Annotated in this window: 17 protein-coding genes; 10 read left to right on the top strand and 7 right to left on the bottom strand. The window is 45.0% G+C overall.

Features of this window, described 5'->3' with window-relative positions:
- Window positions 1-29: 29 nt before the first annotated feature.
- Window positions 30-1,028 (bottom strand): processed acidic surface protein, encoded by a 999-nt coding sequence (locus M654_RS06325; protein ID WP_026588407.1) that lies wholly within the window; start codon window positions 1,026-1,028, stop codon window positions 30-32.
- Between the two features lie 180 nt (window positions 1,029-1,208).
- On the opposite strand from M654_RS06325, the gene M654_RS06320 reads away from it, so the two are divergent.
- The 6 genes from M654_RS06320 to M654_RS06300 all read left to right on the top strand — a co-directional run bounded on the left by M654_RS06320 (window position 1,209) and on the right by M654_RS06300 (window position 5,649).
- On the top strand, window positions 1,209-1,397 hold the full coding sequence (locus M654_RS06320; protein ID WP_026588408.1) for a hypothetical protein: 189 nt from the start codon (window positions 1,209-1,211) through the stop codon (window positions 1,395-1,397).
- Between the two features lie 136 nt (window positions 1,398-1,533).
- Window positions 1,534-2,643, top strand: coding sequence for a response regulator aspartate phosphatase (locus M654_RS06315; protein WP_026588409.1), 1,110 nt, complete (start codon window positions 1,534-1,536; stop codon window positions 2,641-2,643).
- Window position 2,644: 1 nt separating this feature from the next.
- Entirely contained in the window at window positions 2,645-2,773 is a 129-nt protein-coding gene (locus tag M654_RS24090) for a hypothetical protein (RefSeq protein ID WP_256860181.1), read from the top strand.
- Window positions 2,774-2,866: 93 nt separating this feature from the next.
- Window positions 2,867-3,514, top strand: coding sequence for a pyroglutamyl-peptidase I (gene pcp / locus M654_RS06310; RefSeq protein ID WP_026588410.1), 648 nt, complete (start codon window positions 2,867-2,869; stop codon window positions 3,512-3,514).
- A gap of 153 nt (window positions 3,515-3,667) precedes the next feature.
- Window positions 3,668-4,324, top strand: a complete 657-nt coding sequence (locus M654_RS06305; RefSeq protein WP_026588411.1) for a potassium channel family protein — start codon at window positions 3,668-3,670, stop codon at window positions 4,322-4,324.
- Between the two features lie 2 nt (window positions 4,325-4,326).
- On the top strand, window positions 4,327-5,649 hold the full coding sequence (locus tag M654_RS06300; protein ID WP_026588412.1) for a TrkH family potassium uptake protein: 1,323 nt from the start codon (window positions 4,327-4,329) through the stop codon (window positions 5,647-5,649).
- A 9-nt stretch (window positions 5,650-5,658) separates the two neighbouring features.
- On the opposite strand, the gene M654_RS06295 is transcribed toward M654_RS06300, so the two are convergent.
- Window positions 5,659-6,570 carry a DMT family transporter gene (locus tag M654_RS06295; protein WP_026588413.1) on the bottom strand — a complete coding sequence of 304 codons (912 nt, stop codon included), beginning with the start codon at window positions 6,568-6,570 and terminating at the stop codon, window positions 5,659-5,661.
- 117 nt (window positions 6,571-6,687) lie between these two features.
- Here M654_RS06295 and M654_RS06290 point away from each other — a divergent pair, with 117 nt between their 5' ends.
- Window positions 6,688-7,176 (top strand): DinB family protein, encoded by a 489-nt coding sequence (locus M654_RS06290; protein WP_026588414.1) that lies wholly within the window; start codon window positions 6,688-6,690, stop codon window positions 7,174-7,176.
- A 112-nt stretch (window positions 7,177-7,288) separates the two neighbouring features.
- Here M654_RS06290 and M654_RS06285 read toward each other — a convergent pair whose 3' ends face one another.
- From M654_RS06285 to betB, 3 genes are all read right to left on the bottom strand, one after another.
- The gene (locus M654_RS06285) at window positions 7,289-7,873 is read right to left on the bottom strand and encodes an MOSC domain-containing protein (protein WP_026588415.1); all 585 of its coding nucleotides are present in this window, start codon (window positions 7,871-7,873) and stop codon (window positions 7,289-7,291) included.
- Between the two features lie 107 nt (window positions 7,874-7,980).
- Window positions 7,981-9,189 (bottom strand): choline dehydrogenase, encoded by a 1,209-nt coding sequence (locus tag M654_RS06280; protein WP_026588416.1) that lies wholly within the window; start codon window positions 9,187-9,189, stop codon window positions 7,981-7,983.
- Window positions 9,190-9,206: 17 nt separating this feature from the next.
- Window positions 9,207-10,679, bottom strand: a complete 1,473-nt coding sequence (gene betB, locus M654_RS06275; protein ID WP_026588417.1) for a betaine-aldehyde dehydrogenase — start codon at window positions 10,677-10,679, stop codon at window positions 9,207-9,209.
- Between the two features lie 323 nt (window positions 10,680-11,002).
- On the opposite strand from betB, the gene cudC reads away from it, so the two are divergent.
- Window positions 11,003-11,557 carry a choline uptake/conversion transcriptional regulator CudC gene (gene cudC / locus M654_RS06270; protein ID WP_026588418.1) on the top strand — a complete coding sequence of 185 codons (555 nt, stop codon included), beginning with the start codon at window positions 11,003-11,005 and terminating at the stop codon, window positions 11,555-11,557.
- 118 nt (window positions 11,558-11,675) lie between these two features.
- Window positions 11,676-13,304, top strand: a complete 1,629-nt coding sequence (locus M654_RS06265) for a high affinity choline transporter 1 (protein WP_026588419.1) — start codon at window positions 11,676-11,678, stop codon at window positions 13,302-13,304.
- Window positions 13,305-13,361: 57 nt separating this feature from the next.
- On the opposite strand, the gene M654_RS06260 is transcribed toward M654_RS06265, so the two are convergent.
- Complete coding sequence (locus tag M654_RS06260; RefSeq protein ID WP_026588420.1) at window positions 13,362-14,279, bottom strand: class I SAM-dependent methyltransferase; 918 nt, start codon at window positions 14,277-14,279, stop codon at window positions 13,362-13,364.
- 135 nt (window positions 14,280-14,414) lie between these two features.
- Window positions 14,415-15,329 carry a VanW family protein gene (locus M654_RS06255; RefSeq protein WP_026588421.1) on the bottom strand — a complete coding sequence of 305 codons (915 nt, stop codon included), beginning with the start codon at window positions 15,327-15,329 and terminating at the stop codon, window positions 14,415-14,417.
- Window positions 15,330-15,491: 162 nt separating this feature from the next.
- On the opposite strand from M654_RS06255, the gene M654_RS06250 reads away from it, so the two are divergent.
- Window positions 15,492-16,166, top strand: coding sequence for a DUF421 domain-containing protein (locus M654_RS06250; RefSeq protein ID WP_026588422.1), 675 nt, complete (start codon window positions 15,492-15,494; stop codon window positions 16,164-16,166).
- Window positions 16,167-16,168: the final 2 nt, after the last annotated feature.

Below are 16,168 nucleotides of genomic sequence, written 5' to 3'. Positions count from 1 at the left end.
TAAAAAAGCGCCCATTCGCTTGCGTTTCTTTAAGCTGCCTTCCGAAGCCTTCTGACCATGAAAAATCCGCCAGCCATCAAAACGAATCCAAGCATGGACCATTCCGCATAATGCCCTGCAGTTTTTGGAAGCTTTGCCCCTGTAACCGTCTTTTTCACATGAGATTTCTTTGCATCATGCTTAACAGCGGTTTGCGTTTGCTTCACTTTTGAACCTGTATCATGAATGAGATCAGAGCCGATCATTTCAGGTGTAAGCAACACATCCAAAATGAAATTTCCTTTCAGATCGTAGACTTCCACAAGAAGGCTCGCTCCCTTCAGCTCATCTGCGCTGACAAGGGTTGTCAAAGTCACCGCTTTTTTCTTGCCGTCCTTGACAAGGTAATATTTCGTTTTCACTTCAAGCGTCTTTTGAAGATCATTCAATACAGAAATCATTTCCGCGATGTCTTGGCCTGACAGTTCTGATACCGACTCAAAATCAGCTACCGCTTCAAGCCGTTCCCCCAGCGCCAACAGATCGTTTTCAAAATTGGGATTTTTGTCCCGCACATTGCGAAGATGATTGACAAGCCTCTCCCATTCAGAATCGTCAACGCCTAATTCCTGAAAGATGTTGCCGATTTCCACATCATCACCTTCTTCATATGTCACTGAAAAAAGGGCGTCATCCAATTCATATTCAAACAGAAACACGTCAAGGATGTTTTGTCCGCTTTCCATATAGCCGTTTTCCGCGAAAAGCCCGGCGGCTTCTTGTTCAGTTAACCCATATTCTTTTAAATATGAAGCGAGAAGTTCTTTCGTCAGTCTTTCCCCCAAAAAATCTCTTAATTCTTCCGTTGAATCAAAATCTTTCAGACTTTCATCATACGTATTTTGTAAGTAGGCTTCCAATTCTTTTTCTGTCATTCCTACCTCTTCAAGGTACTCTTTAAGCTCCGCCTGTTTCGGTGCAGCAAAAACCCCAGCTCCAGGCATGAATAACAACACGCAGATTACAAGCGGCATCAGCCTTTTTTTCATTGAATTGTCCCCCCTAAATCTATCTTTTCTCTTTGATTATAATGGAATATTTTAAAAAAACATGTATTGTAATAAAAATTGTTTTCATCTATAATATTCCGTCCATTTTGCAGCTTAAAAAAGTCATAAACCTTGCTTCTATTGAATGTAATATAGTATAGCGAATAGGGAGGTATGAAAATGAATCCTTACTATATGATGCTTATATGTTATGTGCTATCCATCATCCATTTTTTAATAGGCTACCGGGAAGCCTTGAAAATTAGCGGAGCCGACGGATTGGTGAATGGAACGGCAATGATCTCCTGTATTCCGCTCGGTGTCGTTTTTGCTTTTTTCTCTCACTTCTTTTGGAAAATGACCATATAGACCGAAAATTGTCCTTTATCAGCTTGCCGACAGGGGCAAACTCGGATTTCAGCGATATTCACAGACGGCGGCAGTTTATGCTATGATTAATAGAACTTCAATTTACAAAAAATTCACAAAGATTGGAGGGAAGAACATGGCTAAAACCGTGGCTTCTCAGGAAGTCGCCAACATGCTGAACGATTGGTACATACTGATGAAGAAACGAGACATTTCACGCTCGATCGAAATGAAAGATGACATAGATAAAGCCATTGAAGAAATGGAACAAGATCAGGATGTCCTCCTCTATTATCAAATGTTGGATTTTCGCTTAAGGCTCCTTCTTGAGGATATCTCCCAATCATCCACCGAAAAATTAGAAGCCATCAGCTTTCATGATAAAGACCCAAAAAGCACCGATGACAAGTTGAACTATTATTTTTATCTTTTCAAGGGAATCTATGAAGACTACAAGCAAAATCATACGGAAGCGCTCAATTTTTTCAGAATAGCGGAAAAAAGGCTTGGAGCGATTCAAAATGAAATAGAAAAAGCCGAATTTCATTATAAAATCGGCGTGCTGTACTACAATTTAAAGGCGACATGGCTGTCGATCCACCATATTCATATCGCCTCGGGAATCTTTCAAGGATACGACGGGTACGCCAAAAGGGTCATCAATTGCAAAATGCTGATGGGGCTTAACTATATTGATCAGTTTAAATTTTCAGAAAGTGAAGATTTATTAAAAGAAGCGATCGCAAAAACCGAAAAAATCGGCGACCGGTATTTGTTGCCTTACGCCTATTACAATATGGGCTTTTTAAAAAGCAAAGAAGAGAAACATGAAGAAGCGCTGGCGTTTTATTCGAAAGCTTTCGCCGTCAAGGATTTTGAAAAAGCAAATTATGCTTATATTCTGTGCGTTTATGAAAACACCAGATCTCTCCTGAAAACCAAAGCATATGATCAAGCTTTTAAATGGATCAATATAGGCTTTAAAAAATCCCGGGAAATGGACAGCGAAATCCTTGAATTAAAATTCAATATTTTAAATACATTATATTCAGATATCGAGAATAAAATGGAAATTATCAAGGACTTTGTTCATCAATTAGAAAATAAAAAAGCTTGGGTAGATCTGGAGGAATTATTGATGGATGTGGCGAATTATTACCGGGAACAGAAATTATATAAGGAAGCGATTTACTTTTATATTAAAACAGATAAGGCGAGCAAACTCGCCGGAAGAGGAGGAGATTAATATGAAAAAGTTTTTACTGGCATTATGCTTGTTGGGAGCTGTTTTCAGTTTTTCATTAGCAGATGATGCATCCCAAGCCGCCTCCCAAAGCGATCAGATGATTCTGGCTTCCCGAGGTGCAAGCGGCTGATCATAACGAAACAATACCCATTCGGCATTTTGCCCGGATGGGTATTTTGCCGTAGCCATGTCTTAAAACACATATTTTAGAGGAGCGATTCGTATGAAAAAGAAAGTTCTTCTAACAGGATTTGACCCTTTTGGGGGTGAGCCTGTCAACCCGTCCTGGGAAGCTGTTAAACGGCTGGACGGCGATCGCACCGATGACACGGTCATTGCCGTCGAGCAGATCCCGACCGTCTTTCACCAGTCGGCGGACGTTTTGGAAAAAGCGATCGCAAAACATGCACCTGATGCGGTCATTTGTGTGGGACAAGCCGGTGGAAGACTTCATATCACACCGGAACGTGTCGCGATTAATATCGATGATGCGAGAATTCCCGATAATAGGGGACAGGAGCCGATTGATGAATACATTTCACCCGAAGGTCCTGCCGCTTACTGGTCCTCGCTCCCGATTAAGCGAATCGTTAAAGGCTTGCGGGAAAACGGGATTCCCGCATCTGTCTCCAATTCGGCCGGCACCTTCGTATGCAATCATTTATTTTACCGGCTGATGCGCTACATTGACCGCACTTCCTCCAATATGCGCGGAGGCTTCATCCACATTCCGTACCTGCCTGAACAAACGGTCGATAAAAAAGAGCCCAGCCTCAGTCTGGAAACGATCATCAAAGGATTGCGAATTGCCGCATCCGCTACTGCCAATCACAAAACAGACATCCGCGAAACCGGCGGCTCGCTCAGCTGACTTTCCGCTTGATAAAGCGAGCCCGCTCCCCAAGTTCCGTCTCCGCAAATCGTTCATCTCACTTTTGCTCTTTTCCCAAAGATGTAAACCGAGGCGTGTTTTTCGGAAAAAAACGTAAACACTAAAAGAAAAACAGCCAAAAGGGTGAGCAGGATGCAGAAATCTTATGCCGTTTTCGGGCTCGGCCAGTTCGGCGGCAGCCTTGTCAAGGCGTTCCACGAAAAAGGAACCGAGGTCATAGGCATCGATAAATCAGAGGAAAAAGTAAACGAATATTCGGCCTATGCCACCTACACTGTTTGCGCCAATGCTGTCGATGAGAACACATTAAAACAAATCGGCATTCGCAATATTGACCATGCGTTTGTTTCATTTGGAGACGACATTGAGGCCAGTATCTTAACCTCGCTTTTGCTGATCGAAATGGGTGTTCCCCAGGTATGGTCAAAAGCGCAGAATGATTATCATCAAAAGGTCCTTCGCAAAATCGGCGTCAACCGAATCATTCATCCTGAAAAAGACATGGCAAGAAGAATAGCAAACCATATTACGTCTGAAAAAATGATCGATTTCGTCGAGCTTTCGTCAAACTACAGCATTGTCGAAATTGTCGCAACGAAGAAACTGGATGGAAGAAGTCTGGGCGATATTGATGTCCGTGCAAATTTCGGCTGCAATATCGTGGGGATCAAAAGGGACGGTCATTTTATCATTGCTCCCAGCGCCGAAGATATCATTTATGAAAACGATGTTTTAATTGTGATTGGCCAAAATAAAGATATTGAAGCCTTTGAAAAAAAGGGTGATTAAACATGAAATTCAAACAGATTCAGTTAAGCCCGTCGCAATTGCTTGTCCTGGTTTTTTTATTTTTTATCCTGTTGGGCACCCTTTTGTTAAAGCTTCCGATTGCAACACCGGAACGCGTGAATTGGATTGACACGCTGTTTACCGCGACATCGGCCATGACCGTAACCGGGCTGGTCGTCGTTGATACCGCAGCGGATTACACGGCGTTCGGCCAGGCGGTGATTCTTATTTTGATTCAGCTCGGCGGACTCGGGATTATGTCTTTTGCGGTTCTTATATTTATTATGCTGGGAAAAAAAATCGGTCTTAAAGAACGGCTGCTGATACAGCAATCTCTTAATCAGACCTCTTTGGGCGGCATCATTCAATTAATCCGGAGTTTATTTATTTTTTCTTTTACAATTGAAATGACGGCGATGATCATACTGGCATTGAAGTGGGTTCCTGAATACGGCTGGAAAAACGGGGTCTACTACAGCCTTTTTCACTCGGTATCGGCCTTTAACAACGCCGGTTTTTCCGTGTGGCCTGACAGCTTGATGCGCTATGAAGGCGATCCGCTTATCAACCTTGTCATCACTTCGCTGTTTATCATCGGAGGAATCGGCTTTACCGTGTTGTCGGATTTGTGGCATAAGCGAAATTTTAAACATTTAAGCCTGCATTCAAAATTGATGATCTACGGGACATTTGCGATGAATGTTTACGCCTTGATCATGGTCTTCCTGCTTGAAAGCCGGAACCCCAAAACACTGGGGCCGCTGCCGTTCGGCGAAAAACTGTTAGGCGCCTATTTTCAAGGCGTTACACCAAGAACGGCCGGTTTTAACACGGTTGACATCGGAAGCTTGCACGAAGCCACGATCACACTGCTCTTGCTGCTAATGTTTGTCGGGGCGGGAAGCGCTTCAACCGGAGGAGGAATCAAGCTGACAACATTTATCGTCATCCTTCTCTCAGTCGGTTCCTTTCTGAAAGGAAAAAAACATATATCCGTCGCCCGAAGAACATTGAAAGACAAAATGATCGTTCGTTCTCTCGCCATCTCGACCATCAGTGTGCTGTTGATTTTGGCTGCCGTTTTTATTTTAAATATCACAGAGCCCACCCCTTTTTTGAACATATTGTTTGAGGTGGTTTCCGCTTTTGGCACGGTGGGGCTGTCGATGGGCATTACAGCGGACCTGTCGCCCATCGGGAAGGTGATCATCATCTTTATCATGTTCCTTGGGAAGCTCGGACCGCTGACATTGGCGTTTTCACTGGCAAGGCCCGAACAGGAAAACAACATCCGCTACTCAAGCGAAGACATTCTGACCGGATAAAAGCCCGCTTCAAATCATTCTTTTCGCCCTGTTGTTTCGCACATCAATTCTTCTGGGATTACGCTGCGACGCCATGAACAGTAGAATGCCGGCAAAAATGACCGCGCCGCCGACAAGCTGTGTGGTCATGACGGACTCATGCAAAATCCAATAGGCCAGAACAATCGCGCCTGCCGGTTCAAAAAGAATTGCCACAGAGATCATGTTGGTGCTCAGCCACTTTAATACCCAGTTGAACAACGAGTGTCCGAGGAGAGTCGGAATGACGGCAAGCAGAACGAAATAGCCCCAGTCCGCAGGCGGGTAGGAGAAAAAAGCCGCGCCATCAAACAGGCAGTAAACGAGTAGAACAACGGCGCTGATTCCGTAGACGATGAACGTATAAACAGACAGGCTGTGTCGTTTTCTGACGTGCTGCCCGAACAGCAGGTAGGCCGTCACCCATGCGCAGGCGATCAAGGCGAGAATATCGCCATACAACGCCTGCCCGCTCACCTTAAAGTCCCCCCAGCTGATATATGCACTTCCGCCGATAGCCAGAAGCGCGCTGACAACTCCAGCCGCTGAAACCTTTTCTTTAAATAAAACATAAGTCCCCAGAAAGGAAAAGATGGGCTGAAGCGTAACAAGCACGACTGAGCTTGCCACTGTCGTATGTTCAAGTGACTGAAACCATAAAATGAAATGAAACGCTAAAAAAAATCCGGCCGCCCCGGAAAATAGCCAGTCCTTTCTGGAAAAACGCAAAACCTCTTTTCGTTTTCCCCAAAAGAAAGGAAAGATCAGCAAAGTTGAAAAAAACAGCCGGTAAAATGCGATGATGCCAGGTTCGGCTGTTGACAATCTGACGAAAACGGCTGAGGAGGATACGGCCAAAACGCCGACCACCAATGCCGCATACGGATACAGATTCGATTTCAAAAAAGCCCCTTCTCTCATTCATTTTTCTTAAGCATATCTGAATATGATATAAAAATCGAGCGCTTATTTATTTTACCAGCGTTCATTATGGTAAAGTTAACACAGGGGGGATTCACGATGAGCATTTTTAATGAAGCGAGAAAAGAACTTTGGAGCGAACTTCAAGGCCTGTCAGATGAGGATTTGAATAAAAGGCCGGCAGAGGAAGAATGGAGCGTTCAAGAAGTGCTGGATCATTTGAAAAAGATCGATTTGATGGCCGCTCATTTGTTCAAAGAAAAAATTCAGCATGCACCGATCAAAACAATAGAAGAAAAGCCCGTCAAGATCGCGGAGGAGCGAAGCCCTAAACGAAAAGCGCCTCAACATGTCGAGCCTGAAAGAAAAAACACAGATTTGTTAACGATCAAGGCTGAGCTGGACAATGTCAGAACACAGCTGACCTCCGTCATCGCCGCCTTTCAGGAAGAAGATTTTCAGCGGGTATTGCCTCATCCGGTCTTTAAAGAACTGACGGTCAGGCAATGGATCGATTTTATCGGTCATCATGAAAAACGGCATATTCAGCAAATCCAGGAAATCAAACAGAAATTGGGGCGTGATTGAAACCTCTCCGCTGTCTAAAGAGGCCTTGGCATCGGAACGATTTTCACAGCTGCTGACAAGGGAATCGCCGAAATGCTCCAGGAGACCCTTTTTCAAGGGTCTCCTGCTTCGGCTATGCAAATGACCTGGCGTCACCCTTTACCGCATTAGGCGAATAGGACCATACTTCCGCATGATCACCTTGAAAAATAAGGCCCGGGCGTTCGACAACGCAGACGATTCCTCTTCTGCCCATCGCATGACGCACAAATCGGGAAGCAAGCTTCGGCTTGTCCGGAAACTGTTGCTGAATGACTTCCCCGGGCTGAATGCACGGTTCGTTTTCACCTTCGCATAAAAGTGCGGCCCCGCTCGGAAAGATCAATCGGCTTCCCTCTCTCAAGGATGTCAAATGAGGCAGGCCGCTCAAGGCGATATTGGCTCCGAGCCATTCGGGCAAAACGGCGGGAACGCCGAGCTTTTCAGCCATCACCAGACATTCCTCGACTGAGACGATCGAAATCTGCCTTCTGTTAAAAATCTCCGTCCCCTTTTGATACATCGGCTCCCGCGCCCCCGCCTTCTTTGTCAAACCGAAATGAAGGTCGCCGGGAATTCCCCCGTAATCAAGCGAAATCTTTTCTTTTTTGTCTGTCACAAAGGACGGAGTTTCCGCTATGTAAACGTTCTCGGCAACGGCGGTCCATTTTTTCCACATTCGATCCACCCCCTTTATTTGAATATGTGATTTATTTTACATTGCCTGTCTATTTTTCTCAAATTGAAAAAACCCGCTGTGTGAGTTCACAGCGGGCCGCATGTTTTTTATACCGTTTTCGGTGTTAAATCAAAGCAGCGTTTGTAAATCCAATTGTATGCTTTTTCGTTCAGATCCCTTGGATTTCCGACCGTTTGCGGATCTTTCATTGCTTCTTTTGAAAGGCGGTCGATCATCTCAGGTGATACACCTTGTTCCTCAAGGCTAGGAATCTCTAAATCTTCTACAAGCTGATACATCCAGTTGACTGAAGCTTTCGCCGCTTCGACCGTTGACATACCGCTTGTATCGATGCCGAATGCTTTGGCGATGCGCGCAAATTTTTCAGGGTAGCCCTTCCAGTTGTATTCCATAACAGGTCCCATCATAGCTGCCACACATTGGCCGTGTGCGACCGGAATGATTCCGCCGAGTGTCTGGCTCATTGCGTGGGCCGCACCCGCTGATTCGCTTCCATATGAAAGACCTGCAAGCATTGCAGCTTGAGCCATTCCGTATCTCGCTTCAAGGTCTTCCCCGTCAGCAAACGCTCTGCGGATGTAATGCGCACCGTATTCAATCGCCAATAACGCTACAGCGTCAGTGATCGGCTGTGCAAATTTCATCGTGTAGCACTCGATCGCATGAGCCAATGCGTCAATACCTGTCATCGCTGTAACATGCGGTGGCATGGATACATGCAATTCAGGGTCGATGACTGTCAAGTGTGCCGCGATCAGCGGTCCGCCTGTATTAAATTTAAATTCGCGCTCTTCATCTGTGATGACCGCCCATTGTGTAACCTCTGAGCCGGTTCCGGCTGTCGTCGGAATGGTCGTGAGCGGAGGGATCCGGTTTTCAAGCGGTTTTTTTCCTTCTGCGGCTTCATAATCAAGGACTGAGCCTTCATGAGTCGCTTCAACACCGATCGCTTTCGCCGTATCCATTGAGCTTCCGCCGCCGACTGCGACAAGGCCGTTGCAGTTTTCTTCTGCATAAAGCTTTGATCCTTCAGCTACAAGGCGTACAGGAGGGTTTGGCTCTACTTTATTAAAGACGACAACTTCAACGCCGGCTTCCTGCAGAGATTCAACGACTGGGTTTGTCACGCCTGCATTGTAAATGCCAGGGTCTGTCACGAGAAGCGCTTTTGTGACGCCAAACTTTTTCACTTCTTCCCCCACATGCTTAACAGCGCCGATGCCGTGCTTAATGACAGTCGGAATTTCAAACGTGTGGAATTTGTTCATTGCTTCTACTTTCATATTTAAAGTCATCAATAATCTCCTCCTTTTTATGCTTTAAACCAATTGACGGCTGCCGGTTTTGTATTGCGGTACACATGCTTGACTTCCGTGTATTCTTCAAGACCCATACGGCCAAGCTCGCGGCCGATGCCTGACTGCTTGTATCCGCCCCAAGGCGCCTGAGCGAAGTAAGGGTGGAAGTCATTGATCCAGACCGTACCCATCCGCAGCTTGGATGCGACGCGTTCCGCTTTTTCGATATCCTGTGTCCAAACGGCGCCGGCAAGGCCGTAAATCGTGTCGTTTGCAAGGGCTGCGGCTTCTTCCTCTGTCGCGAATGCTTCGACTGTTAATACAGGTCCGAACACTTCCTCCTGTACGATTCTCATGTCAGACTTGCAGCCTGAGAAAATCGTCGGCAGGTAGAAGAAACCGTTTTCGAGCTCCGGATCTTCCGGGCGCTTACCGCCAGTTTCAAGTTTTGCACCTTCTTCGAGGCCGATTTCGACATATTTTTCGACTTTGCTGCGGTGCTCAGCGGAAATGAGCGGACCGCTTTGTGTTTCCTCATGGAATCCGTTGCCAAGCTTGATTTTTTTCGCGCGTTTTACAATCTCTGCCACGAATTCGTCATGGATCGATTCTTCGACAAGCAGACGGGCGCCCGCAGAACAAACCTGTCCGGCGTGGAAAAACACCGCATTCAGCGCCTGGTCAACCGCTACATCAAAATCGGCGTCTTTAAACACAATATTTGGATTTTTCCCGCCAAGCTCAAGCGCGATTTTCTTAACATTCGTGCTTGCCGCCTGCATGATTTTCTTCCCTGTTTCAATTCCGCCGGTAAAAGAAATCAGATCGACGTCTGTATTTCTGGCGAGCTCATCACCCACAGTGGCTCCAGGTCCGAGCACAAGATTGGCAACACCTTTCGGCACGCCCGCTTCTTCCATCAGCTTGAAGATTTTGATCGTTGTCAGCGGCGTGATTTCGCTTGGCTTCACAACGATTGTGTTGCCGGCCGCAAGAGCCGGAGCAATCTTCCAGCTTGCTTGCAGGAGCGGATAGTTCCACGGTGTAATTTGCCCGCAGACTCCGACAGGCTCTCTGACGATTTCGCTTTTTGAATCCGGTATCGGTGAAGAGATCACCTCTCCCCCGTCTTTATCAGCAAGCCCTGCATAATATTGAAAAACGTTTGCAATATCATCCATATCGGCTCTGCTTTCTTCTAATGTTTTACCTGTATCAAGCGATTCCAGCTCTGCCAGTTCTTCATGATCGCGTCTGATCAGTTCCGCGATCTTTAACACGATATTGCCGCGTTCCAGACCTGGTGTATTCGCCCACTCGCCGTCGTCAAAAGCGCGGCGTGCAGCGGCAATCGCTTTCACAGCGTCCTCTCTGTCTCCCTCACTGACGGTTTCAATATGTTCTTGATTGTAAGGATTGATAATGTTGCGTGTTTCGCCTTTTTCGGCGCTCACCCATTTTCCGTCAATGAAAAGTGTTTGACTCATAAAAGCAACCTCCTCATCACGCAAAGTTTGTTAAATAAAAATTTAACGTTTTGAACACTTTGAATTTATCATGTGGATTTTTTTGTGTCAAAGAAAATTCTGCCGATTATTTTTTTTGAATTTTATATGAACGCACTCCTCACATGGGCTGAGCCGGATTTCAAAAAAAATTTAATTTTGACATTTTCATTTCTTTCGTTAACATAAAGAACATACAGAAATAACTTAACAAACTTAACGCGGAATTCGGATTCACCCCTTTATTTCTAAGGATGTTGATCTCGATGATGAATGTTTCCGCTCGCCCTGAAAGGAGGCAAGTTATGGACGATACCCGTGATCTTGCAGCAAAAGAAACCATTGCTCAAGCAAAAGACTTGGTCATTGATTCCATCGCAGAAACGATGGATCTGTACGGAATTACCCGAAGCGCGGGAATTTTGTACGGAACGATGTACTTTTCAGATGAGATGACGCTGGATGAAATGCGGGAAGAGCTGCAGATGAGCAAGCCCAGCATGAGCACGAGCGTAAAAAAGCTGCAGGACTTAAACGTCGTGAAAAAGACATTCCATAGAGGCAGAAGAAAGCACAGCTTTGTCGCTGAAAAGGATTTCTTCAAATTTTTCACAAGCTTTTTCCCGCAAAAATGGGAAAGAGAAGTTAAAGTCAATCTGACAGCGATTAAAGACGCCCAGCAAGCGCTAATGGACATCATCGATAGCGATGATGCCGGTCAAAGCGTTAAAGAAGAGGCAAGTGCTCTTTATGAGCAGCTTGAACATTCAAAACCGTATTACGACTGGCTGCTGAGACTCGCCAAGTCTGTTCAGTCAGGAGAGATATTCGAGTTTATACCAATTGAAAACGAGAAATAAAAAGGTTTTATCCGCTCTGAAGTCATTTTTATGCTTCTCTATAGAGTGGCGCAAAACCTTTTTCACATTTTAATTTCAAGAAAATTCAAAAAAATATTTTCGGAGGCGATGTGCATACATGAATTATGCTGAAAAGAAAAAAAATTGGCTGAAGTTATTGATATTTGCAATATTTCTGGGAGGAATATTGGCTTATGTCGGATTTTCCAATGCGGATATCCATTGGGGCGGTTTTATTTCGATGATGATTTTCTTTGCTTTTACTTATTATCTGGGTGCTTTTTACGCAGCGAAGAAATCAAATTCGTTTTCCGATATGATTGTTGCCAAAAGAAGCATGCCGTTTTTCGTCGGAATGGTGACCATGGCCGCAACCTGGGTCGGCGGAGGCTATATCAACGGAACCGCGGAATCGGTCTACAGCAGCGGAATCGTCTGGGCCCAAGCGCCGTGGGGCTATGCGTTAAGTCTGATCATCGGCGGGATTTTCTTCGCGAGAAAAATGCGCCGTTATGAGTTTATGACCATTATCGATCCTCTCGAACAGCGCTTCGGTAAGCGGATGGCCGGGATTTTGTATATACCGGCGCTGTTAGGAGAATTGTTTTGGAGCGCCGCGATTTTAACGGCATTGGGCACGACATTCGGAATGATTCTGAATATCGATTTTCAAACCTCGATCATTCTCTCGGCAATGATAGCGATTGCATATACGGTTGCCGGCGGAATGTGGGCGGTTGCCTTTACAGATGTATTTCAAATGATCATCATTTTGCTCGGATTGATTCTCGTTGTCCCCTTTGTACTATCTAATGTCGGTTCATGGGATGTCGTATGGACCAATTACAAACATGATTTCGGCGGCGCTGCCAGCCTGTTTCCTCCATTGGACGGCTGGAAGGATTCAGAATGGGGAAACCTTTTTTGGAACTGGTGGGATTATGCGTTTCTCTTGATTTTCGGAGGGATTGCATGGCAAGTCTATTTCCAGCGCGTTCTTTCAGCCAAATCGGAAAATGCTGCCATGTGGCAGTCTATTATCGCAGGAGTCATCTGCATTATCGCCGCTATTCCTTGTGTGATGATCGGAGCTTCCGCAAATAGTGCGGATTGGAGCTTGTTCGGTACAACCGCACCGGATAACCCGGCGATGGTTTTGCCACAGGCGCTGGCTTATTTAACACCGGGTATTGTGGCAGGCATCGGATTGGGCGCGATAGCCGCAGCTGTCATGTCAAGTATGGACTCATCGATTCTGTCGGCATCGTCAATGGCTGCATGGAACATTTACCGTCCGCTGATCAAGCCCAAAGCCACACAAAAACAGCTGCAAAAAGTCGTCAAACGGTCAATCGTTTTGTTTGGGGCAGGAGCAGCCGTGATCGCCTTAAATGTCAAAAGCGTTTACACATTATGGTATTTAGCTTCAGATTTAGTTTATTGTATTTTATTTCCCCAGTTAACAATGGCCCTCTTTTATAAAAGAGCAAACTTATACGGGTCAATTGCTGGGTTTGCAGTCGCCATCATTTTGAGGCTCGGCGGCGGGGAACCTGCTTTCGGCATTCCTCCACTTCTGCCGTATCCGATGATTGAAGACGGTGTGGTTCTCTTTCCGTTCCGTACATTGGCTGCAATCACAGCATTTGCGACGATCTTCGTTGTGTCTGAACTGACGCAGCGCAAATGCCCTCCTAAACAGCTTGTACTCCCCCAAGAAAAAAAGAAAGAAGATCAAGCAGCGTAAAATGGAAAAACGCCCGAAGCCGGGCGTTTTTCTTGATTTACAAAAACCTGAGCCGTTTTATTTTTTGACAGCATGAATATAGTGAATCGTTTCAAACGCTGACAGATCATCTTGTCGATCTTTAAAATAGCGTTCATCGATTTGCTCAGGAGATAAATGTTCATAAATCAGCAAACCGGATTGTTCCATCATCATCTCCATTTCACGATAGGAATAGCACGATTTCATCGGTTCTCCGCTTGCCGCAGCCATTTTCACCATATTCTCGACCCGGTTATACAATCCTTTTTCTTGAAACAGATTTTCGTCTGCATAATCAAAAACGATCGAGCTTCCGGAAGGGACTTCGTCCATTACACAACGCATGAGTCTGACCGTTTCTTCTTTGGTTAAATAATAAGAAACACCTAAAAAGCTAAAAAACGTTTTTTTGTTAACATGAAATCCCTTTTCAATGAGATCTTGAATGGAAAACGGTTTGGTGAAATCCAAAGGAATCAAATGAAGATAATCCGGGATTTTCACACGGGCTTGATCGAGCCTGTTTTGTTTAAACTCCTGTGTTGCAGGATAATCAATTTCAAATATATCAATGGTGTCCTTCAATTCCGGATGTCGGAAGCAAAATGTATCTAAACCGGCTCCAAGAATCACATATTGTTTGGCCCCCAATGTCACTTCATGATGCAAGATGTTTTCGCAATAACTAGCACGCGCCAAAGGGGTGGGAGAAAGCTGCACGTGTGTCACCCATTTTAATATCTCTTCTTTATCCCCTTTAAGCTTTTGCGCTATGTCTTTGTTGAAAAACTGGATGCCTTGAATCAAATTCTCTTTGATGTCATGGCATTCTTGCGGAGACATCAATTGTTCAGCGATATCGTCGTCAAAGATTTTAGGTTCGTCGTACTGATGATGATAAGCTCTGGCAAAAGCGGATATTAATGAAGTTAAACTGGATTCGTCTTTTTTCATGGAAAGCAACTCCTTCACTTTAGAGCAAAAAAATAGGATTCCCCCGGCCAGGAGAATCCTATTATATAGCTTATATCCAAAATAGTAAATTATAGCATAAATAAATTTTTTTGTCAAGTTTTTCGCAGGCAGCTTTCACGGTTCCTCCGTTTGGATTTCTTTTGGCAAGCTTGACGGGGCCTTCGGAACTTTACGCTCTTCATTATTGATCACATCTGATGAGTAAAGCGTAACAATCATGCTTCCGCCATACCGTTTCGCCCGAATCAACACCGGCTGGTTGTATTTGTTTTGAAAGCGAAAGTCAGGACCGCCCCAGCTCACAGTGGCATCGCGTCCGGGCGGCACATAAGGAACCCGCCTGCTGTGTGAATAGCGCTGAACGATTCGCAATCCGGCGCGATCGACGGCATTAAACAGGGTAGATGAGACCTGGCAAATTCCCCCGCCGACACCTTCGGACAACTCACCCTTGACGATGATCGGAGCGCGCATGTATCCCTTGCCTTGCGTTCTCATACCTACAACTTTGTTAAACGAGAATGTTTCATTCGGGAAGACAACGTGATTGTCAATGGCTTTTGCGGCAAGCGAAATATTGTGTGACCGGCTTTGATTGCTGGAATTAAAATAAGTCACATACTGGCCAATCTGCTGACTCCGGATGTGGGCAAGCAGTTCGCTGTCCACTTTTGGAAAAATGCTCAATTCAGGAGCTTCGATTTTGGAAGGGCCATGGCCGAAAAAATAGTCATAAAACTTTTCCTTAAACGCCTGCCGATACAGTCTGTAACCTATCTTTCCCGGGACGATTCTCCCCTGATCGTTGATCACAGCGTTTACGGGCTTGCGGGAAATCTTCTGATCAAGCCGATCGACAAATTGGCGATATTTTTCATCATCGATCAGCGGCGTACCTGGAAGCGCCGTCTTAAAGTCGGAACGATCGACAGTGGCAATCGTCTCTCCTTGCTGGGTAATCGTCAAGCTATCAGAATGATCGGCGGGCTGAGCCAACAACAAAAGGCCGGTAATCCATATATGTAACATCAAGCGTGCACCTCCAATCGTTATGATGAACTATTGTCGCTCCTTTCATGTATTTCTCCATGAGGAATGATATAAAATAGGGCAATTAAAAATTTTTCTTTTAACCCGCCTCAGAAAAGGGAATATTTAGTAATGATAACAAACCGCGAAATGAGGGCTGTCATGTTTGTTTTTGTCGCTAAATTGATCCTTTTATTTCTTATATTTATTTTGGCTGTTAAGCTCTTAGGGAAATCTGCACTGGCGCAGCTTACCCCCTACGATTTCGGAGCGATTATCTTTTTAGCCTATTTGGCCTTTGCTCCCATTAAAATTAAAGGGGTTCACGAGGGAATCATCGGAATCGCTGTGATCACGATCGTCCATCTGATCATTTCAAAATTAAGCTTATTCAATTGGCTGAACGACTTTATTATTGGGAAGCCGACGATTCTGATCAAGCACAGCAAAGTCATTTATTCAAATTTGAAAAAAAGCAGATATTCTTTGGCGGAACTTCTCTCGAATCTAAGGGCTTCAGGCTATCCTGATATTCAAGATATTGAGTATGCGATCCTTGAGGCGAACGGGGAAATCAGCATTTTGCCAAAAAAGGATCTGATTCCGGTGACGCCGAAGGATTTGCATATCAAAACAGACTACAGCGGATTACCGATTGCGCTCATTATCGAGGGAAAGGTTCAAAAGCATAATTTAACATTAATCAACAAAGACGAAGATTGGCTAAAGAAAGAACTGAAGGAAAAAGGGTATGACAACATCCATGAGATTTTTTACGCCTCTGTCAGGGACACCGATCATTCATTAACGGTTAATATGATAAATGCCGATGACTAAAG

It is taken from the genome of Bacillus sp. NSP9.1, from assembly GCF_000465465.2.
Taxonomy (GTDB): Bacteria; Bacillota; Bacilli; order Bacillales; family Bacillaceae; genus Bacillus; species Bacillus sonorensis_A.
Note: the sequence above shows the minus strand (reverse complement) of the source record. Positions and strands in the feature narration are given on the sequence as shown.